The organism is Antarcticibacterium sp. 1MA-6-2 (assembly GCF_021535135.1).
GTDB lineage: Bacteria > Bacteroidota > Bacteroidia > Flavobacteriales > Flavobacteriaceae > Gillisia.
This window is the reverse complement of the sequence record NZ_CP091036.1, coordinates 4,308,347-4,329,694: the sequence shown is the minus strand read 5'-3', so window position 1 is coordinate 4,329,694 and position 21,348 is coordinate 4,308,347. Positions and strand designations below refer to the sequence as shown.

General features: G+C 38.2%; 18 protein-coding genes and 3 pseudogenes. 10 read left to right on the top strand and 11 right to left on the bottom strand.

Annotated features, from left to right (window positions below; genetic code table 11):
• The first annotated feature begins 91 nt into the window (after positions 1-91).
• Positions 92-1,783 (top strand): DUF5686 and carboxypeptidase regulatory-like domain-containing protein, encoded by a 1,692-nt coding sequence (locus LZ575_RS21850; RefSeq protein ID WP_311196138.1) that lies wholly within the window; start codon positions 92-94, stop codon positions 1,781-1,783.
• Complete coding sequence (locus LZ575_RS24095) at positions 1,758-2,522, top strand: DUF5686 family protein (RefSeq protein WP_311196137.1); 765 nt, start codon at positions 1,758-1,760, stop codon at positions 2,520-2,522. Before LZ575_RS21850 ends, LZ575_RS24095 begins: the two co-directional genes overlap by 26 nt.
• Positions 2,523-2,671: 149 nt before the next feature.
• Here the strand turns inward: LZ575_RS24095 and LZ575_RS21845 are convergent, their stop codons facing one another.
• Positions 2,672-3,316, bottom strand: a complete 645-nt coding sequence (locus LZ575_RS21845; protein WP_235327349.1) for a protein-L-isoaspartate(D-aspartate) O-methyltransferase — start codon at positions 3,314-3,316, stop codon at positions 2,672-2,674.
• Positions 3,317-3,471: 155 nt separating this feature from the next.
• On the opposite strand from LZ575_RS21845, the gene LZ575_RS21840 reads away from it, so the two are divergent.
• From LZ575_RS21840 to miaA, 8 genes and pseudogenes are all read left to right on the top strand, one after another.
• Positions 3,472-4,437 (top strand): Gfo/Idh/MocA family protein, encoded by a 966-nt coding sequence (locus tag LZ575_RS21840; RefSeq protein ID WP_235327347.1) that lies wholly within the window; start codon positions 3,472-3,474, stop codon positions 4,435-4,437.
• Between the two features lie 65 nt (positions 4,438-4,502).
• A pseudogene (locus LZ575_RS21835) lies at positions 4,503-5,391 on the top strand (3-hydroxyacyl-CoA dehydrogenase family protein).
• Positions 5,392-5,520: 129 nt separating this feature from the next.
• On the top strand, positions 5,521-6,756 hold the full coding sequence (locus LZ575_RS21830; protein WP_235327345.1) for a DUF1015 domain-containing protein: 1,236 nt from the start codon (positions 5,521-5,523) through the stop codon (positions 6,754-6,756).
• Between the two features lie 69 nt (positions 6,757-6,825).
• A complete protein-coding gene (locus LZ575_RS21825) occupies positions 6,826-7,476 on the top strand; it encodes a YggS family pyridoxal phosphate-dependent enzyme (protein WP_235327343.1) in 651 nt (216 codons plus the stop codon).
• A gap of 105 nt (positions 7,477-7,581) precedes the next feature.
• Positions 7,582-8,958, top strand: a pseudogene (locus tag LZ575_RS21820) (exonuclease domain-containing protein).
• Positions 8,951-10,915, top strand: coding sequence for a DUF3857 domain-containing protein (locus LZ575_RS21815; RefSeq protein ID WP_235327341.1), 1,965 nt, complete (start codon positions 8,951-8,953; stop codon positions 10,913-10,915). The pseudogene LZ575_RS21820 and the gene LZ575_RS21815 overlap by 8 nt, the downstream one beginning before the upstream one ends.
• Positions 10,916-10,937: 22 nt before the next feature.
• Positions 10,938-11,771: an ion transporter gene (locus LZ575_RS21810; protein ID WP_235327339.1), complete on the top strand. Its 834-nt coding sequence runs from the start codon at positions 10,938-10,940 to the stop codon at positions 11,769-11,771.
• Positions 11,761-12,651 carry a tRNA (adenosine(37)-N6)-dimethylallyltransferase MiaA gene (miaA, locus tag LZ575_RS21805; RefSeq protein ID WP_235327337.1) on the top strand — a complete coding sequence of 297 codons (891 nt, stop codon included), beginning with the start codon at positions 11,761-11,763 and terminating at the stop codon, positions 12,649-12,651. Before LZ575_RS21810 ends, miaA begins: the two co-directional genes overlap by 11 nt.
• 19 nt (positions 12,652-12,670) lie before the next feature.
• On the opposite strand, the gene LZ575_RS21800 is transcribed toward miaA, so the two are convergent.
• From LZ575_RS21800 to coaE, 10 genes and pseudogenes are all read right to left on the bottom strand, one after another.
• The gene (locus LZ575_RS21800; RefSeq protein ID WP_235330792.1) at positions 12,671-12,841 is read right to left on the bottom strand and encodes a T9SS type A sorting domain-containing protein; all 171 of its coding nucleotides are present in this window, start codon (positions 12,839-12,841) and stop codon (positions 12,671-12,673) included.
• Between the two features lie 2 nt (positions 12,842-12,843).
• Complete coding sequence (locus LZ575_RS21795; protein ID WP_235327335.1) at positions 12,844-13,188, bottom strand: hypothetical protein; 345 nt, start codon at positions 13,186-13,188, stop codon at positions 12,844-12,846.
• A gap of 139 nt (positions 13,189-13,327) precedes the next feature.
• The gene (locus LZ575_RS21790; protein ID WP_235327332.1) at positions 13,328-14,761 is read right to left on the bottom strand and encodes a hypothetical protein; all 1,434 of its coding nucleotides are present in this window, start codon (positions 14,759-14,761) and stop codon (positions 13,328-13,330) included.
• Complete coding sequence (locus LZ575_RS21785; RefSeq protein ID WP_235327330.1) at positions 14,754-15,680, bottom strand: HYR domain-containing protein; 927 nt, start codon at positions 15,678-15,680, stop codon at positions 14,754-14,756. The genes LZ575_RS21790 and LZ575_RS21785 overlap by 8 nt, the downstream gene beginning before the upstream one ends.
• Positions 15,652-16,128, bottom strand: coding sequence for an HYR domain-containing protein (locus LZ575_RS21780; RefSeq protein WP_235327328.1), 477 nt, complete (start codon positions 16,126-16,128; stop codon positions 15,652-15,654). The genes LZ575_RS21785 and LZ575_RS21780 overlap by 29 nt, the downstream gene beginning before the upstream one ends.
• A 12-nt stretch (positions 16,129-16,140) precedes the next feature.
• Positions 16,141-16,461, bottom strand: a pseudogene (locus LZ575_RS24480) (HYR domain-containing protein); the annotation flags it as partial.
• 58 nt (positions 16,462-16,519) lie between these two features.
• Positions 16,520-18,247 carry an HYR domain-containing protein gene (locus LZ575_RS21775; protein WP_235327326.1) on the bottom strand — a complete coding sequence of 576 codons (1,728 nt, stop codon included), beginning with the start codon at positions 18,245-18,247 and terminating at the stop codon, positions 16,520-16,522.
• Positions 18,248-18,439: 192 nt separating this feature from the next.
• Positions 18,440-19,162: a response regulator transcription factor gene (locus tag LZ575_RS21770; protein ID WP_235327324.1), complete on the bottom strand. Its 723-nt coding sequence runs from the start codon at positions 19,160-19,162 to the stop codon at positions 18,440-18,442.
• A 4-nt stretch (positions 19,163-19,166) separates the two neighbouring features.
• The gene (locus tag LZ575_RS21765; protein WP_235327322.1) at positions 19,167-20,723 is read right to left on the bottom strand and encodes a sensor histidine kinase KdpD; all 1,557 of its coding nucleotides are present in this window, start codon (positions 20,721-20,723) and stop codon (positions 19,167-19,169) included.
• A 67-nt stretch (positions 20,724-20,790) separates the two neighbouring features.
• The gene (gene coaE, locus LZ575_RS21760; protein WP_235327320.1) at positions 20,791-21,267 is read right to left on the bottom strand and encodes a dephospho-CoA kinase; all 477 of its coding nucleotides are present in this window, start codon (positions 21,265-21,267) and stop codon (positions 20,791-20,793) included.
• Positions 21,268-21,348 lie beyond the last annotated feature (81 nt).

Sequence of the window (21,348 nt, the reverse complement as noted above, 5' to 3'; positions counted from 1 at the left end):
TTTCAGGCTTTTATCCGTTATTTTGCTGAAGCAAAGTCATCAAAATGCATAAAATTCAGATCCTTCTCTTTTTCTTTTTTCTTCAACAACAATTTTTAGTCAGATCCAGGGAAAGGTAACTGATGTTGAAAATCAACCTCTCCCTTACGTCAATATTTATACTGAAGATGGGACAAAAGGAACTACGACCAATGAAGACGGTTTCTACGAATTAAAAATATCTCAAGCTGGAAAATACAATCTGGTGTTTCAGTTTTTGGGTTATGAAACTTTAAGACGGGAAATAGATATTGCAGAATTCCCATCCCGTCTGGATGTGAAACTTAAGGCAGAAACGACAAGTTTAGATGAAGTCACTGTAACTTCCGGAGATAATCCTGCAAATAAAATTATGCGGAATGCCATCGCGAGCCGGGAGAAAAATCTGGAAAAGATTAAGCAATATACAGCTGATTATTATTCGCGGGGCCTTTGGAGAATGCAGAATGTTCCGGAGAGGATCCTCGGGCAGGAAGTAGGTGATTTGGGAGGCAATTTGGACTCAACCCGCAGTGGCATCATCTATCTTAGTGAAACCATTTCTGAAATTGCCTTCCGCGCGCCCAACGACTTCAAGGAGAAGATAATTGCGTCCAAGGTAAGTGGAAACGATAATGGATTCAGCCTCAATTCTGCACAGGAATCAAATTTCACTTTTTATAATAACACTGTAAATATTAATGCGGAAATAGTTTCTCCTGTAGCCGATTATGGATTCAACTACTATGATTATAAACTGGAAGGCGTTTTTTATGACGACAACGGGAAACTGATAAATAAAGTAAGAGTGACACCAAAGCGTCCCAAAGACCGTGTTTTCTCCGGACTAATTTATATTGTAGAGGATTCCTGGGAGATCTATGGTGTGGATTTGAATACGATTAGCGAAGCTTTACAATTTCCTCCTATAGAAGTACTTACTTTCAGGCAGAATTTTAAGTATTCTGAAGAAAATAAGTTTTGGGTGAAGATCTCCCAAACGGTTGACTTTAGTTTCGATATGTTCGGCATCTCCGGCGACGGAAGATTTACTGCAGTTTATAGTGACTATGACTTTTCTCCCCAACTACAGAATACCTTTTCCCGGGAGGTCCTTTCCTTTGCTGAAGCTGCCAACAAAAAAGATTCCCTTTACTGGCAAACGGTGAGGCCTGTACCCTTAACAACAGAGGAAATTGAAGATTATGTGCGCAAAGATAGCATTCAGGTAGTGAGAAAATCTAAAACTTACCTTGACTCTGTAGATGCTGTAAAAAATAAATTTGGACTAACAGATGTTCTTTTCGGCTATAACTATAGCAATTCTTATAAGCGACAGTACTTCAATATTGGTTCCCCACTTTTCGGCACTCATTTTAACACAGTACAGGGATGGAATTCTACTGTAAATATTGGCTTCCGGAAAGAATTAGATGAAAATTACAGTAAATACTGGCGCCTTTTCAGTTCAGTCAACTATGGATTCAGTGATGATCGTCTTCGCATTAGCGGCGGATTTCAGCAGAAGTTTAATAATATTTCCAAACCAATTCTTACTGTTTCTGGAGGTGTTGAAGCTGTTCAGATAAATGATACTCAGCCCATTTCTGAAAGGATCAACGATATATCGACCCTACTTTTTGAGCGGAATTATCTGAAACTATACGAGCGAAGATTTGCTGAAGTCGCCTGGCAACAGGATGTTTTTGTCGGCTTTCGTTTGTTTTCAGATCTAAGCTATCAGGAAAGGCTTCCGCATTTTTAATCCCACAGACCAAACCTGGAACAACAGAGATGATATAAATTACTCTTCTAACAACCCCCTCCAAGCGGATGTCTCCGAATCTGCTCCCTTTGAGCAACACGAAATCTTTAAATTGAATATTACCGGAAGATTCGAATTTGGCCAAAAATATATAAGCTATCCCGATGGTCGATATAATATCCCTTCAATTAAATATCCAACCCTATATGTGGCTTACGAAAAAGGATTTGGATCGAGTATAAAAAATTACAATTTTGACCAATTGCGTGCAGCAGTAAGACAGGAAGTAAAGCTGGGAAACAAGGGCACCTTTAATTATAATCTTAAAGGAGGTACTTTTTTATCGGGAGACGACATAGCCTTTCCTGATTTTCAACATTTCAATGGTAACCAGACCAGAGTGGGGAACGGGAGCTATATCAATGAATTTTTAATTCTCCCATATTACGCATTAAGTACGAACAGAGATTATTTTGAAACCCACCTGGAGCACGATTTTAAAGGCTGGATTTTGGGGAAACTTCCGTTAATCAATCGGCTGAATTACAACCTCATCCTCGGTGCCCACATCCTTTCAACTGAAAATAATAAACCCTATTCGGAATATTCAGTAGGTATAGACAACCTCGGATTTGGAAAATATCGTCTGCTGCGACTGGATTATGTTATCTCAAACTTTGAAGGGAACCGCGAAGGAGCCTTCATCTTCGGCCTTAAATTCCTTGGAATCCTCGACTAATCATTCCCCTCCTCCGGAGGGGGTGTCCGAAGGACGGGGTGGTCCCTCCGGAGGGGTGTCCGAAGGACGGGGTGGGCCCTCCGGAGGGGTGTCCGAAGGACGGGGTGGAAACCCTCCTGAAAGGTGCTCGCGCGCAGGACTGGGTGAAACTAATTCTTGTCCTCCAGTAAAGGAACAAACCGAAAATCTCCAAATTCCCGCTTCTCAAATTCTTTTTCAGATTTCCTGATAAACAGCGTCATCACCTGCGTATTTTCGCCAACCGGGATTACAAGCCTGCCTCCTACTTTAAGCTGGCTCAATAAAGGATTGGGGACAAAAGGAGCCCCGGCAGTAACTATGATCTTGTCATAAGGAGCGTACTGTGGAAGTCCTTTGTAACCATCACCAAAAGATAAAAATTTAGGACGGTAACCTATTTTGCTGAGAAATATTTTTGTCTTCTTATATAATTCCTGTTGCCTTTCAATGCTGTAAACTTTTGCTCCCAATTCACATAAAACAGCAGTCTGGTAACCACTTCCCGTACCTATTTCTAAAACTGAATCTCCCTTGCTAACTTCAAGGAGTTCGGTTTGAAAAGCTACTGTATACGGCTGCGATATAGTTTGATCTGCTGCAATAGGAAAAGGTTTATCCTGGTAAGCATGATCTTCAAAACTACTATCCATAAATAAATGCCGCGGGATATTCTTTATGGCTTCCAGGACCTTCTTATCCTTTACCCCTTTGGCAGCCACCGTAGCGGCAAGTTGTTGTCGTTTTCCTTTATGTTTAAATGTATCTTTAAGCACTTCAAATATTCTTAGAGGGTATAAAATTACTCAAACAAAACTAAGCCTTCAAGCGAAGTTTTAATTTTTATTTAACGAATGAGCTAAACCATTTAGAACTAAATCTATATTGGCTTTAGCTCAAGAAATGCTATTTTTGTTCAAAACGTAAAAGAATGCTCAAAGCTGGTGTAATTGGCGCGGGACATTTGGGTAAGATCCATTTAAAACTGCTCCAACAATCTTCACAATACGAACTCATAGGATTTTATGATGGCGACGAAGTAGTTGCTTCAAAAGTTGAAAAAGAATTTAGTTATAAAAGATTTTCTTCTGCTGAAGAATTGATCAAAGCAGTTGATGTAGTTGATGTTGTAACTCCTACTATCGCACACTTTGAAGTGGCTAAGAAGGTCTTAACTTCGGGAAAACATCTCTTTATAGAAAAACCTGTTACTACAAATTTTCAGGAGGCCGAAGAATTAATTGGTCTGGCTAAAAAACATAAAGTAAAGGGACAGGTTGGACACGTGGAAAGATTTAATCCTGCCTTTAGAGCGGTAAAGGATAAGATAGAATTCCCAATGTTCATAGAAGCTCACCGTTTAGCTGAATTTAACCCGCGGGGTACAGATGTTCCGGTGGTACTGGACCTGATGATCCATGATATTGATGTTATCCTTAGCGTGGTAGATTCTAAAGTTAAAAAAATAAGTGCCAGCGGAGTTTCAGTTATAAGTGACACTCCGGATATTGCCAATGCACGCATTGAATTCGAAAACGGATGTGTTGCAAATCTCACAGCCAGCCGGATTTCTCTGAAAAATATGAGAAAAGCCAGATTTTTTCAGAAGGACGCATACATTTCAGTAGATTTTCTTGAAAGAAAATGTGAAGTGGTAAAGATGAAAGATGCTCCTGAAAATCCTGATGATTTCGCGATGATCCTTCAGAATGCAGAAGGAATGAAAAAACAAATCTATTTTGAAAATCCGAAAGTGGAGGAAAATAATGCCATCCTGCAGGAACTTGAGAGTTTTGCTGATGCCATTAATAATAATACCATCCCCATAGTCTCTCTCGAACAGGGTGCTGAAGCATTACGGGTTGCCAATAAGGTGATAGAAAGTTTTCAGAAATAATCTCCAGCCGTTTTAAACTTATTTTAAACGTGGCTAATTATTCTTTAGCCAAAAATTTAATTGAAATGAAAAACATAGCAGTTATAGGAGCCGGAACGATGGGAAACGGCATTGCACATACTTTTGCACAGTTTGGTTATAAAGTGAACCTTATAGATATTTCTAAAGAAAGCCTTCAAAAGGGGCTCGACACCATTTCCAAAAACCTGGACAGGATGGTTGCCAAAGAAAAGATTTCTGAAAATGATAAAAAATCTACTTTAGGAAATATCAAAACCCATATAGATATTCCAAGCGGAGTCAAAAACATGGATTTGGTGGTAGAAGCAGCTACAGAAAATGTGAAGCTTAAACTTCAGATCTTTAAGCAGCTGGACGCTAATTGTGATAAAAATACTATTCTCGCTACTAACACCTCATCTATATCTATTACTCAAATAGCAGCTGAAATATCGAATCCCGAACGGGTTATAGGAATGCACTTTATGAACCCGGTACTTAATGAAACTGGTGGAGATCATAAGAGGCTACAACACCTCAGATGAAGTGACTAAAACCATTATGGAGCTTTCAAAAAAGCTCGAAAAGGTACTAGTAGAGGTCAATGATTATCCAGGTTTTGTGGCCAACCGCATCCTGATGCCAATGATCAATGAAGCTATTGAGACATTATACAACGGCGTTGCCGGAGTTTATGAGATTGATACGGTAATGAAACTGGGAATGGCACATCCAATGGGACCCCTTCAACTTGCAGATTTTATTGGACTCGATGTTTGTCACTCTATTCTAAACGTCATGTATAACGGATTCAAAAATCCAAAATACGCCCCTTCACCATTATTGACTAATATGGTCATGGCTGGAAAACTGGGAGTAAAATCGGGAGAAGGGTTTTATGACTATTCTGAAAATAAAAAAGCAGAAAAAGTTTCTAAACAGTTTCAGAAGTAACTCTCATTATGTCTATGATTTTTTCTGAAATTTAAATTTTTTCAAAAAAACTAACATCAGAAAACAATCCACCAGAGCGAAAGGTAATTGAAACCTTAAAATAATTAAAACTGACAATTTAAGTTAAATTTGGCGATAATAAATCCATTTAAAGCCGTACGACCCGCACGGGACAAAGCAGGATTGGTAGCAACAAGGCCTTACGAAGAATATACATCGGGAGAAATTACTGCACAACTGGAGTATAATCCCTTTTCATTTTTACACATCATTAACCCGGGTTATAAGTTTCAGCAAAATGTAACCGGAGAAAAAAGATTTCAGTTAGTCAGGAACAGATATCTGGAGTTCAAAGAAGAAAACATTTTTATTCAGGATGAACAAGCCTGCTATTACATTTATAAGGTGGCTAACCGCTCAAACACTTACACAGGGATTATTGCTGCAGCCAGTATTGAAGATTATGAACAGAATATTATTCGTAAACACGAAGATACTTTAGAGCTACGGGAAAACCTTTTTAAAGAATATTTGAAAGTGGTGGGTTTTAATACTGAGCCTGTGCTTCTCACCTATCCTGATTCTGATGTAATCAATACTCTTATTGATGAAGTTATGGACAGCAGGCCAGAATATGAATTCTCCACATATAATAAAGAGACACACTGGCTTTGGAAAATAGAAGATCCTACGCTTATAAATAAAATTCAGAAGGAGTTTGAATTAATGCCGTCAATTTATATTGCAGATGGTCACCACCGTAGTGCCTCCTCCTTTCTCCTTGCAAAAGAATCCCGGAAAAACAATCCTCATCATTCGGGAAAAGAAACTTACAATTCTTTTATGAGTTTTCTTATTCCTGAGAGCAGGCTGGAAATCTATGAATTTAGCAGGTTAATAAAAGATCTTAACGGCTGGAGCAAAGAAGAATTCCTGGTGCAACTTGATGAATGGTTTAGGATAGAAAACAGGGGGAAGGAAGTGTATTACCCCTCAAAAAAACATCATTTCAACATGTACCTCGAGGGAGAATTTTACTCACTTTACCTACGGAAAACTATTTATCAATTTAAAAATTCCCTTAGTTCCCTCGACACCTATATTTTATACGAAAAAATCCTGAAGCCAATCCTGGGAATAGAAGATTTGCGAAGTGATAGCAGGATCACCTACGTACACGGTAAAAATGATTTACTGGAGATAAAGACGCAGGTGGACAGTGGAAAATTTGCAGTTGGTTTTGGAATGCTTCCTTTAACAATAGAAGAAATTAAACAGGTTGCAGATGATGGTCTTACTATGCCGCCAAAAAGTACTTATATTGAACCGAAATTAAGAAGTGGAGTAACAATCTATGAATTTTAAATTCAGCTTATAAAAACCATGAACCTAAAAAGTTCTGTTGGTTTAATAGGCTTTTTCTAAATTTACCAAATGGACATTGAAGCAAATATTAAAAGGTACAGGGAAGAATTAGGAAGTGAAATTACACTTGTAGCGATCTCAAAAACGAAACCCGGGAGTGATATAATGATTGCTTACAATGCGGGGCAGAGAATTTTTGGAGAGAATAAAATCCAGGAACTTTCCGATAAATGGGAAGCCCTTCCAAAGGATATTGAATGGCACATGGTGGGGCATGTTCAAAGAAATAAGGTGAAATATATGGCACCGTTTGTGCAGCTGGTACATGCGGTTGACAGTCTAAAACTTCTGAAGGAAATCAACAAAGAAGCAAGAAAGAATGATCGTATTATTAATTGCCTGTTACAAATAAAAATTGCCCGGGAAGAGACAAAATTTGGCTTAGAACTGGAAGAGGCTAAAGAAATATTATCGTCTGATGCAGTTTTAAAATTTAAAAATGTAAAGCTTATCGGGCTAATGGGAATGGCAACTTATACAGATGATACTGAGCAAGTCAAAGCAGAATTTTTGAAATTAAAGACTGCTTTTGACGACCTTAAGAAAGACAATAAAGAATTTACCACACTCTCCATGGGTATGAGTGGAGACTATCAAATAGCAGTTGAATGTGGCAGCAATATGGTGAGAATTGGTAGCTCTATTTTTGGGGAAAGATAATTTAACTTTCAACTCCTTAAAGAGAAAAATCATCGAGAAGTGAAAATACAATTTAAAAACTTGTTTAACTATAAAAATTCCCCCTTAGGGGATTAGGAGCTGGTTATGTATGCGATATTAGACATAGAAACGACGGGTGGAAAATTTAATGAAGAAGGAATTACTGAGATCGCTGTTTACCGCTTTGATGGCCATAAAGTAGTAGATCAATTTATAAGCCTGGTTAATCCCGAACAGCCAATACAACCTTTTGTTGTAGGACTTACGGGAATTAATAATGAAATGCTTAAAAACGCACCTAAGTTTTATGAGGTTGCAAAGCGAATTGTAGAAATTACCAGCGATTGTATTCTTGTGGCTCATAATGCTCAATTTGACCATCGCATTTTAAAATTAGAGTTTCGCTAAGCTTGGATTTGATTACGAACGCCGAACGCTTTGCACAGTAGAATTGTCAAAAAAACTTATTCCGGGTATGGTTTCCTACAGCCTCGGGAAATTAGTAAGGTCGCTGGGAATACCCCTTAGCGATCGCCATAGGGCAAGTGGAGACGCTCAGGCTACGGTAAAGCTTTTTAAGATGCTCCTTGCAAAAGATACCACTAAAACAATTTTAAAAGAATCTGTACGAACTGAATCTGTTCTCAAACTGGATACTAAACTGGTTCGTATTCTTGATGATCTGCCCTCAATAACCTAAGTGTGTATTACCTCCACAACGAAGAGGGAGAGATCATATTTATTGGTAAGAGTAAAAATATCAGGAAAAGGGTAAATCAACACTTTACCAATGACCACCATAGAGCAAAAAAAGTGCAGAAGGAGGTGGCATCTGTTAGCTATGAAGCCACAGGAAATGAGTTAATAGCTTTGCTTAAAGAAAACGAAGAGATAAAACAAAACAAGCCGAAGTACAATAAAACATCTTCAAAATCAATATTTAATTATGCCCTTTACCAGTTTAGAGATGAAAATAATTACATTAACCTCAAAATTGATAAAGCTGATGCCAGAAAGAAAAATATTACGACTTTTTCCAGTTTACAACAGGCAAGGAATGTTCTGGACAACCTGGTAGAGTCATTTAATCTTTGCCAGCAACTTACAGGGCTGCATTCTGGTTCAGGAAATTGTTTTAGTTACACTATTAAATCCTGTAAAGGCGCCTGTAATGGCATAGAATCACCAGAAGAATACAATGAGCGGGTGAAACAAATGATCGAGAAAACCAGCTATCAGGATAAAAATATGCTTGTTATAGACCGCGGTAGGGATGTCGACGAAAAAAGTGCATTATTGGTTGAGGAGGGAGAATTTAAAGGGGTAGGTTATTTTAATTTAAACCATCAGTTAAATAATCTTGAGATAATTAGGTCTATAATTACTCCTATGAAAAATGACAGAGATGTTCGTCATATTATCGAGAGTTATTTGAGAAGAAATAAAAGACTAAAAATAGTTGAATTTTCAGCCTATGAATAAATTTTTACTACTCTTCCTTTTTACAGGAATATCCTGTTTCGCCCAAAATTTTAATACCAGCGACCTCAATGTTACTTATGAAGAACTGGAGGCCACTTCCTATTCGTTAGACTCTACTGCCAATGCATTTTACATTTATGAAAAAGGCTTTAGTCGATTTCAGGATCACGGAGAGGTTAATCTTCTTACTGATTATGCGGCAAAGATTAAAATCCTTAATCCAGAAGGATATGAACATGCGAGTGTTGAAATAAGACTCTACAAAGGTGAAGCGGGGAAAGAAAAAATAAGTAAACTGGAGGCCATGACGTTTTATCTCGATAATGGGATAAAAAAGGGAATACCTCTGGAAGCCTCAAAAATTTATACTGAGGAAAATGAGAATTACGATATTGTAAAATTTACCTTTCCTAATATATCTCCAGGAGTGGTTTTAACTTATTCCTACCAAAAAGAATCTCCCTATACTTTTAATTTCGAGCCATGGTGGTTCCAGGGGGAGATCCCGAAAGTTTTCAGCACTTACTCTACTACCATACCGGGTAACTTTAGATATAACATCACCAAGATAGGTGAACTGGAATTGGATGTTCACAATTCAGATATCAAAAAGAAATGTTTTCAGGTCACTGCTACTTCAACTCTTGCAGATTGTGTGGTCTCTGAATATGCCATGAAAAATATTCCTGCTTTTATTGAGGAACCCTACCTCACCTCCAGGTATAATTATATTTCCCGTATTGAATACGAATTAATAGACATTACACGCCTGGACGGAGTCGTAAAAAAATTTACTCAAGAGTGGGAAGATGTGGATAGCCAACTTAAAAACCATAAAAGCCTTGGTAAACAATTAAGACGTTCTTCCCTTGTAAAAGATCTGTTACCTCTCCAACTTCAGCAACAACCTAATAGCCTGGAGAAAGCAAAGGATATTTACCGTTTTGTTCAAATGAATTATAACTGGAATGGAGAATATAAGATCTTTCAGGATTTGGATTTAAAAGATGTAATAAAAGACAATAGCGGTAATGTAGCAGGAATAAATATCCTGCTTCACAACATATACGAGGAAGAGGGATTTAAAGTGTTACCCATTTTAGGCTCAACCCGGTCCAATGGGACCATTAGTAAGTTACATCCTGTTTTAAGTGAATACAATTATGTAATGCTTCAACTGGAAGTAGAAGGAAAAAAATACGTTTTAGATGCAACCGAAAAGAATTTAGGATTTGGAGATGTCGCTTTTAGAAGTTTGAATCAATATGCCCGGTTACTTAATTTTGACAAAGAGAGTTCATGGATTGATATTGCCCCTGAAAAATTTTCTGAAATTAAAATTCTTGATTCTTTAAAGTTAAATGCAGATGGAACTACTCACGGTACTTCCCGGCACTTTTACTCCGGATATCACGCTCTTTCAGCCAGAAATTCTTTAGAAGAACTTTCAGAAGAAGAGATTTTTAATAAATTAGCCAATCCTAGTTCCTTTGCAGTTTCAAATGAAGTTACAATTAGAAACAAGGAAAATATAGAAGAAAATCTGGAGATAATATACCAGCTGCAAAATCAATCGCAGATGATCAATAATGTTATCTATTTCAATCCTTTTAGTTTTAAATTCTTCAGTAAAAATCCTCTCCAACTTCAAAAGAGAAATTATCCTATAGATTTTGGATATAAAGATGCCTATTCCTATTATATCAACATTGAGATTCCTGAAAATTATAAAGTGGAGGAGCTTCCTGAACCAAAAGCATTACGCCTGCCTGAAGATGGTGGCACTATACAATTTACTGCCATTCAAAAAGATGACAAAAATATTATGATACACTGTAGGATAAGCTTTACCAAAGCTCAATATTCCTCAGGATATTACCCTTATCTCAAGAAATATTTCGACAATATTCTACAGGTTCAGTCTAAATCTCTTATTGTACTAAAGGAAAACACTTAACTTTGGTTAACTAATAAATTGTGTGAATAATAAAGATAAACCCATTCCCTCCTGGCAAAGAAAGCTTCACGAAGTCATTTATGAAGCCGACACACCTATGGGAAGAGGCTTTGATATTGCTTTACTAATTTTAATTGTTTTGAGCATTATACTTGTAATGCTGGAAAGTATAAAACCTCTCTATTCACAATATTACTGGGAATTTTACACTGCAGAGTGGATTATTACAATATTGTTTACAATCGAGTATGTACTTCGTATAATTTCAATAAGAAAACCAATTAGGTACATCTTTAGTTTCTACGGTATTGTAGATTTTCTTTCAACCATACCAACCTATATGGCTTTGTTCATTGGGGGTGGTAATTTATTTTTTGCTGTACGTGCATTGCGGCTCCTACGGGTATTTAGAGTTTTGAAGATTACGCGGTACATGGGTGAATCTAATAAACTTGTGGAAGCACTTAAAAATAGCAAGGCCAAGATCTTTGTTTTTCTTTTTGCAGTTCTTATTATATGTATAATAATGGGAACAGTAATGCATTTGGTTGAAGGAGAGGCAGGAGGATTTGATAATATCCCCCTTAGCATTTACTGGTGTATTGTCACCCTTACAACGGTAGGTTTTGGAGATATAGCTCCCATCACTCCTCTTGGTAGGCTTATAGCTTCATTTATTATGATTACTAGTTATGGAATTATTGCAGTTCCAACGGGAATAGTAAGCGCTGAATACTCAAGATCCTCAAAGCCTATTCCTACCAATACCCAGGTTTGCCCCTACTGCAATGAATCCAAACATTTGGATAAAGCAGAATATTGTCACAATTGCGGAAATAAGTTAAATGAAAAATAAAAACCTGGTGGCTATAGTAGGACCTACAGCTATTGGTAAAACTTCCCTAAGTATAGCTCTTGCCCGAGCCTTTCATACTGAAATCATTTCTGCCGATTCGAGACAGTTTTACAAAGAGATGAATATTGGTACTGCTGCCCCTACTGCTGAAGAATTACAGGCTGCACCGCATCATTTTATTCACAATATTAGTATCCAGGATGAATATTCAGTGGGAGATTATGAGCGGGATGCCCTTCAAAAAATAGAGGATCTTTTTCAGAAGAGCCCTATTCTTATCCTGGTGGGTGGGAGTGGTCTTTATGTAAAAAGCCTCTTAGAAGGTCTTGACAATTTTCCTGAAGTAGATCCCCTAATACGCAAGCAGTTAAACCAGCAATTGAATGAACAGGGATTATCCCCTTTAAAAGAAAAGCTTAACCAGCTCGACCCGTTCTATTTTAGCCGTGTAGATATTGAAAATCCCCACAGGGTAATAAGGGCTCTGGAAATATGTTTAGGCACAGGAAAACCCTATTCTTCATTCCTCGAGGGGGCAAAACAAACCCGTGACTTTAATGCAATTAAAATCGGTTTAACTGCTCCCAGGGAGATAATTTACGACCGCATCAATATGAGAGTTGATCTTATGATGGAGCAGGGACTTTTAGAAGAAGCAGAGCACCTATATCCCCTAAAGGAATTGAATGCTCTCAATACTGTAGGCTATAAGGAACTCTTTAAATACATAGAAGGAGATTATTCCCTGGAAGAAGCAATTGCGGAAATTAAAAAAAATACCCGCAGATTTGCGAAAAGGCAATTAACCTGGTTTAGAAAAGAAAAAGATATAACCTGGTTTGAATACAGTACAAAGTGGAAGAAATTAAAGATTACATAGAAAAAAGAGGTTCTCAACTCTAATTTTTAATTACTCTTCTTATTCGTTTTCCGTCGGAAGTATATATTCTTAAAACGTATACTGCCTGTTCCACTCCTGAAACATCCACGTTATAGGCAGGAACATCTTCAGCAAACTTTTTCGTAAAGAGAAATCTTCCCCTAAAGTCAAATATTTCCACTTTGGATATTTTTACGCCAGGGGGAGTGGAAATGGTAAAAGGCCCGGGAGTAGGATTAGGATATATAAAAATTTCATCGGGTCCACTCCCCCTGGTGGAGGGGGTTCTTCGTCACAAGTTCCCGTAACAGTAACAATCGCTGGGGCCGATGCTGAATTCCCACTGGCATCTATGGCAGTAAGCTTAACCTGGTTTTGTCCAATGTCTTTGCAACTAAAGCTGGTAATATCCAGACTGTAATTAAGTGCCCCGCAATTGTCTGTAGTTCCGTTGTTAATTGCTGCTGGTGTAATTTCTGCACGGCCTGCCTCATTCAGGAAAACCGTGATGTTATGCGTTTGTACTATAGGCGCCAAATTATCCTTAACTTCAACCTTTACTTCACAGGTTCCGCTGTCAATACTTCCCTGGTACGTAAAGTTTATGTAGTTATCTCCTAAATCACTACAACCAAAATTCGTTTTACTAATATTAAAAATCCTTCCCTGAGGATCACTAATTGTAAAGATCCTGAGATGTTAAAACTGCATTTCCGCTTTCATCGAGTTCAAGTACAACATGGGTGTTACAGGCAAATTCGCCACCATTACCGATGTATGGCAAAATACTTATTGAAGTTTGACAGGAATCAGAATTTCCTGCAGCATCGGTTACAGTCAGGCTAATGTTATGCTCTCCAATATCAGCCGTTGTAAAAGTACTTTTACTGATCTCCATATTAACAATCCCGCAGTTATCTGAAGAACCGTTGTCAATTTGTGCAGCATTTAGTGTAAGGGTCCCGTCTTGATTAAGCCTGTAACTACCGCTGAGAATACACTCTGCTACGGGAGCAGTGTTATCAACTGAATATACATCGAAAGCACAGGAATCTGTTTTTCCATTAAAAGTGGCCGTAAGAATAACCGTTGTATTTCCGGTAATTTGAGTCCCCGGTTCAGGTGCCTGATTTACCTGAGCACCTTCAAAATTCACACCAGCCATATTAGTATAATCAGGAAGAGAAAAACTGCAATTTTCCGTAGGCTGTACCTCCTGATCTCCCGGACATGTGATTTCGACTACCTCGTCTTGTGTCAAATTCACAGTAAAAGCACAGGTGCTGGAATTTCCGGCAAGATCGGTTACCGATAAGCTTACGCTGGTATTTTGAGTAATATTGGTTCCCGGAGCAGGAGATTGTTGTATGTTGTCAATGCCACATGCATCTGATGTTACTGCCAGATTTCTGTAATCCGGAAGTGGAAAATTCGTTGTAGGATCATAGTTCTCCCATTGATTTGGAAGACAGTTAATAGTTGGAGCTGTTACATCTTCAAGCGTCAACTGGAAATCACAATTTACAGTTTGATTACCCAAAGTCGCTGTGAGTCTTATTCCAGTGCTGGAATTAATAGTAGTACCCGAGGGAGGATCTTGAGTCACTACTGCCCCAGGTTTGTTAACAGTTACCCCATCTCTATAATCAGGCACCTGAAATTCACAGTTAGAATCGAGGGTTGCCGATTTATCTCCAGGGCAGTTTATTTCCAGCCCATCTGGTTCTTCTTCAGTCAGCCGGACAATAAAACTACACCAGGCTCTGTTACCCGCAGCATCTACAGCAGTTATTTCAATGGTCTGGCTGGCAAAAATAACCGTATTAGGTGCAGGGATTTGAACCCAGTCAAAATCGCAATTATCTGATGGATTAGCCTCTTCCCTATAATCGGGAACGATAAAACCTACTTCCGGATCAATGGTTATATTTTGTTCCGGTATACAGGTGAACTCAGGATTCTGTGAGTCGGTAAGTACAAGTTGAAAGGAACAGGAATCAGTTTGGCCATTTAAAGTAGCTGTTAAAGTAATATTCGAACTTTGGCTTAGAACGCTTCCCGGAGGCGGATCCTGGGTAACTTGTGCTCCCGGAAAGTTGAGACTAAGCATTAGCCCGGTAATCTGGCACTACAAAACTACAATTGTCTCCCAATTCTGCCTGTTGATCTGTTGGGCAGGTGATATCCAAAACTTCTTCTTCAGAAAGAGTAACTGTAAAACTACAATTGCTTAACATATCTGAAGTATCCCAGACATACAACATCACCAATTGATCATCATGTATCACTGTCCCGGGTGGAGGATCCTGGACAATTGATTTTATTCCACAATTGTCTGTTGCGTTTATTTGGTCCCTGTAGTCGGGTAAAGCAAACCCGGTTGCCGGATCATAAGCTTTGGTTTGGTCTTCAGGGCAACTGAAAGAAGGAGGTGAATTATCTGTTATTGTTAGCAGAAAGCTGCATTGTTTGGCTTCGTTTCCCGCAGTGGCAGTAATTGTTATAGTCGTAGCTTCAGAAATAATTGAACCAGCAGGAGGACTTTGGCTGAAGGTGGCCTCTTTGTTGGCTGTGACTTCTCCCGTGAAATCAGGTACTACAGCCTCGCAATTCTCATTTTTTGATCTATTTTGAGGTTGAGGACAGGTAATTTCCAGAGGAATATCATTAGGTTCTACAGTTACTTTAAAGCTGCAGGTAGCTGTTCCTCCGGAGGCATCTGTGGCTGTAAAAGTTACGGTGGTTGTTCCCACTGGAAACTGACTTCCTGATACAGGTCCTGAAGTAGTTATTGTTGGCTCCCCACAATTATCTCTGGCCGTTGGAGCAGAATAATTTACAGCAGCAGAAGTTTGACCTACAGGAGCAGTAAGAGTAACATCTGAGGGGCAGGAATAAAAAACAGGATTCTCATTATCTATTACTATTACAGTAAAATCACACTGTACAGTGTTTCCATCGCTTCCTGTAGCTTCAAAAGTTACAATTGTAGTACCTACTTCAAAAAAAATCTCCAGGGCCCGGGCCACTTACTCTTACTACTTCCAAATCTCCCGAATCGTCAGAAGCTGTAGGAATTTGAAAAGCAACATTTGCTCCACAGGTATAGGTACTCACAGAGTGAGTAATAGTGGCAGGGCAATTATTAAAAATTGCAGGACCTCCTTCTGTTTCTCCAGGTTCTACCATAACAGTAAAACTGCAGGTTACAGAATTACTAGCAGTATCGGTTGCGGTGTATGTAACTGCAGTAGATCCAAGTGGAAATTGGCCACCGGGAGAAAAACCCTGATTCCTTACCAATGTGGGAGTACCACAATTATCAGTAACCGCAGGAGGAATATAATTTACCATTGCAGTATATTGACCCGGAGGAGCCGTAACAGTTATATCACCCGGACAGGAAATAGTGGGCTTTTCATTATCCTTAATAGTAACAGTAAAGCTGCATTCATCTTTATTTCCCGCTGCATCCACTGCTTCATAAGTAACTGTAGTTACTCCTACTGGGAAAGTTCCTCCTGGAGCTATTCCTTCTTTACGAGTTACAGTTGGATTTCCCGAATTATCTGTGGCAGTTGGAGTGGCGTAAGTAATAACAGCACCGCAACTACCTGAATCTACGTTTCGGGTGATACTTTGGGGGCAATTTATTACAGGATCTTCTGTATCCGGTTCTTCTTCTGCCGGATCAACGGTTATCTTAAAGGCACAGTTTGCATAGTTACTAGCTGCATCTGTTACTGTAAAATTAATAATATGTTCTCCAATGGCGAATTGGCTTCCTGATGCAGGACCAGTTTGTGTTATAGTTGTGGTAGAACAACGGTCATTGACTGAGGGAGCGTTGTAGTTTACTGCTACAGAATTAGCATATTATGGGAGCTGTAACGGTGATATCTGCAGAACAGGTAATAGTTGGTTTTTCATTATCCTTTACAGTAACTGTAAAGCTGCATTCATCTCTATTTCCCGCTGCATCCACTGCTTCGTAGGTAACTGTAGTTGTTCCTACGGGAAAAGTTCCACCAGAAACTATTCCTTCTTTGAGTGTAACAGATGCATTTCCGGAATTATCTGTAGCGGTTGGAGTAGTATAAGTAACCACAGCACCGCAAGTACCGGGATCAACATTTCGGGTGATATTTGATGGGCAGGTTAGGACAGGATCCTCTGTATCAGGCTCTTCTTCTGCCGGATCAATTTTTATGGTAAAGGAGCAGGTATTTTTGTTTCCTGAAGTATCTGTAGCAGTAAATTCTATTACATGGGTTCCTACTGAAAATTGACTTCCGGAAGGATCACCTTTGGTTTGGGTTACAGTAAACGAACAATTATCTGTAACTGTTGGATTAGCAAAATTAACCGCTACAGAATTTTGGTAAACGGTAAGTGTTTCCTCTATGTTTGCAGGACAGGTTATAACGGGCTTTTCCTGGTCAAAAGAGGGCGTTCTTTTATAAATTTCGAGGTCAAAATCCAGACCTAAGTCATTTGTAGTATTTACATTAATAGTATACATCCTATCGCAACCATTAAAAGTTAAGTCAATAGGAAACTCAATATTAAATTCGTTTGAGTTATTATCTCGAAGTGTTTTGACTAAAATATTGTCTTTATTAAAAATTTTAATTGAAAAAACATTATGCGAAATACCTTCCTTAATTTTGTTGTAAAGGCTTAGTATAGCATTATAATCCAGATTCTCATAAGCTATAAAATCATTAAAATTTACCTTATCGTGGTAATCCACTACATGTAGAAAATCAAAATCATCAACAACAACACTTCCGGGTGATTCTATGTTAGACAATATTGTTCTTGTTGTTAAGGTGCTATTGAAGATTAAAACTTCGGGATTATTGTTTCCGGTCTGACTTACAAAAATGTTTTGTTTTGAATCTACTGCAATTCTATAAGGAATTTCAACTTGAGATGTGGTTGCTCGAGGTATTCGCTCCGTTTTTTTATATATTTCAATTCTGCTTGAGGGATTGCTTTCAGGGCCTTTTTTTCCATCATTATACTCCGCTACATAAATGTTTTCTTCATCCACATCAATACCCATAGGTCTGAAATAGGAAGTGAAAATTGTTCTTTCAGGCAGAGGATTTCCGAGGGAATCAAAAATTCTTATTTTACCGTTATCAGTATATGTAGTTCCACCCGCAAAAAAATCTGCTATATAAATATATCCTTCCTCATCAATAGCCATATCCAATGGACTTTCCAAAGCCGAAGATGGTATGAAGCCCGTTTTTATTAAATTTCCATTAGAATTGTATTTACTTACTCCTCCCCCAAATGACAGGTTATAAACATTTCCTTGCGGATCTGTGGCAACAGCTATTATAATGTCTTTAGAATTAACTGTAACAGAAAAAGGTATAAGTTTAATAGTAGGTTTTACAAGAGCTAAATCTTTTCCTCCTATCCATTTGTAAACTGGAGGAACATCAGCAGGCTCCTGCCCCACTACTTCCGAAGGAAAAGAATAAAATAAAACCAGAAGAAAAATGAGAAACCACTTTCCCTGCCGCGTAGCTGCGGGTATAGTGTATTGTGAGGTAGTATGACAAGTAGTAATACCGCTCATCCAGTGGGGCTTAAGCGGCAAATATAATATAGATTGTACGAAATTTATACAGAGTTCTGTTAACATTTAAATACAAAAGAACTGTATAAAGATCAATAAAGAATCGGTTAACGCAATTATCCAAATATGGACTATACTGTTAATCCCTCAATAATCTTTATACAGCCTCTTGTAGAAACTGAAACTTGTAAATTATGCTTCAGTAGCCTCTTTATTCTTGACCACTAGTCTAAATCCTTCCCCGTGGATGTTTAGGATCTCAACATTTTCATCCTTTTTCAGGTACTTACGCAACTTGGCAATATATACGTCCATACTTCGGGAGGTGAAATAGTTGTCATCTCTCCATATTTTTGTTAATGCAAGCTCTCTTGGCATCAAATCATTTTCGTGTAATGCCAGTAGACGCAGTAACTCATTCTCTTTAGGAGAGAGCTTGCTCGGCTCTTCATCCTTAAAAGTAAGGAACCTAAGTTTTGAGTTAAGGTGAAAACCTCCTATCTGGAATTCGAACTGCTTACTATCAGCCACACTGTCTGTAGCTTTGCGCTGCATGATCGCTTTAATTTTCATTAAAAGCACCTCGCTGTCAAATGGTTTGTTCAGGTAATCATCTGCCCCAACCTTATATCCTTTCAATACATCTTCTTTCATTGCCTTGGCAGTTAAGAAAATGATTGGGATTTCCTCATTCTTATCGCGAATTTCCTTTGCAAGGGTAAAACCATCCTTGTATGGCATCATCACATCCAGAATGCATAAATCAAAATCATCTTTTTTAAATTTTTCAAAACCTTCCATTCCATTCTTGGCATGTGTGACTTCGTAATCATTCATTGCCAGGTAGTCCTTTAGTACCGTTCCAAAGTTTGGATCGTCTTCAACTAATAAAATCTTTTTGTTTTCAGTTTCCATATTTCTACGTTATTAATGGTAATTTAATTATAAATGTACTCCCCTTGCCTCTCTCACTTTCCACAGATATGGTTCCATGGTGATCGTCAAGGATTCTTTTCGCATAGGCCAAACCTAATCCATGGCCTTTGACGTTATGTATATCTCCTGTATGTTCACGATAAAATTTCTGAAAAATTTTCTTTTGGACTGCCCTGCTCATTCCTGTTCCCTGGTCCCTTACTTTCAATACAATATAGTTGCGAACATTTTCTGTATAAATATCAATCTTTGGTTCGTCATTAGAATATTTGATGGCATTGTCGAGGATATTAACCACAACATTGGTCAAATGGTCTTCATTTGCGAGGACCGACGATTTTAACGCTCCAAAATGTGTTTTTACATAACCGTTCCTGTCCTCTACAATTAATTCTACATGAGTTATTGCTTCTTCAATAATATCGTGCAAATGAAGCCGCTCCTTTTTTAGATCGAGCTCGTTTTTCTCCAATTTTGAGATCTGTAAAACATTTTCTACCTGGGCATTCATCCTTTTATTCTCATCCCTTATCATTTGTAAATAACGGTTCACCTTTTCGGTATCGTTAATTATCTTCGGATTCTTTATAGCATCCAGGGCAAGGTTTATCGTAGCAATAGGGGTTTTAAACTCATGGGTCATATTATTTATAAAGTCTGTCTTTATTTGCGAGATCTGGCGCTGTTTAATTAACTGTGACAGGGCACTAGAATACGCAATTACAATAATAAGAGTAAACATAATGGAGAGGGCTGCCATTAAGGTTACCGAGGATAACACTACTTTTTTCTTTCCCGTAAAATTCACCAGCAATTGGTAGTTACTGTTTCCTACGGCATCAACATATAATGGAACCGAATAAGTTGCAGGATAATCCAGCGAAAAATTATCTGAATGAATTTTTGTCGCCAGCGAACTGCTGTAAACACCAAATTCAAACTCGGTATCCAAATTAAAGTTCTTAAGTTCCCTGGTTAATAGGGCAGAGATCTGTTCTTCTGAAACTCTTTTATGTATGGGCATCCTGGATGTGAACTCTGATATATAGGTGCGAAGCAAATTCCTTTGCACCTCACTCATCTCCATTAACTGCTCAATCTTTTCCTCGGTTGTTAGGGTGCTTTCTCCATTTCTTCCTGCCAGAATATTATCCATGCTTTCATTAAGAATATAAGCAAACTCTATACTGTCCCTTTCAGAAATCAGGAAGTCCGAAGAGACTTTATCATCTTCTTCCACTATACCATCAGACAAAGTATTATCTCCATTTGCTTTTCCGGAGCTGAAATATTCCATTAAGGCTATTTCATTTAAAGCAACATCTGCACTATCCCCCTGGTTAAATTGAAACCAAAAGTTTTCCAGCTCCTGATTTTGTAATTCCTTGGAAACATTAATCAATACCTGTTTGGCGTTATATGAAAATTGTTCTTCCTTATCGTCAACTGTACTCTTAATCCAATATCCCTGAACAAAAATTATCCCAATAAGCGACATACTCATTAGCACCACGAGAAGTAGGAATAACTTTTTATTCATGTCCTCAAAAGTAAGATTTTAACATTTAGAGCTTAATCTGTTTAACCAAATGTTAACATAAGGAAGCCTAATTTTTACTAGGATTTAAGAGAATTTCGTGAAGATTTCGCACCTGTTCTCTTGTGGAAGATAATTCTGTATTTTTTATCTCATAATTTGCCAGTTTCCGCTTTTTCTCATCATCCCATTGATGTTGCATTCTTGCCTCAATATCAGCTTCAGAAGAATTGTCCCGGGCTTTGATACGGGTGATCCTTTTTTCATAAGGAGCGGTGACCAAAATGCTTGCATCACATTTCTTATATCCACCACTTTCAAAGAGAATTGCCGCTTCGTATATGATATAAGATGTGGTTTGATTTTTAATCCAGGTTTTGAAGTCTAAAGCTACAGCAGGATGAATTATCATATTAAGTTGCTGAAGTTCATCTGCAGAAGAAAAGACACGGCTTGCGATAAATTTAGTGTCCGGTGCATCCTCTTTATATGCTGCTGAACCCAGGAGTTCTATAATTTGTTCCTTAACCCTGGCTGAAGTCTTCATCAATCTTTTTCCGGCCTCATCGGCTATATAAACTAAGTATTCCCAGTTCTTTAAAAAACATCGCTACAGTTGTTTTACCAC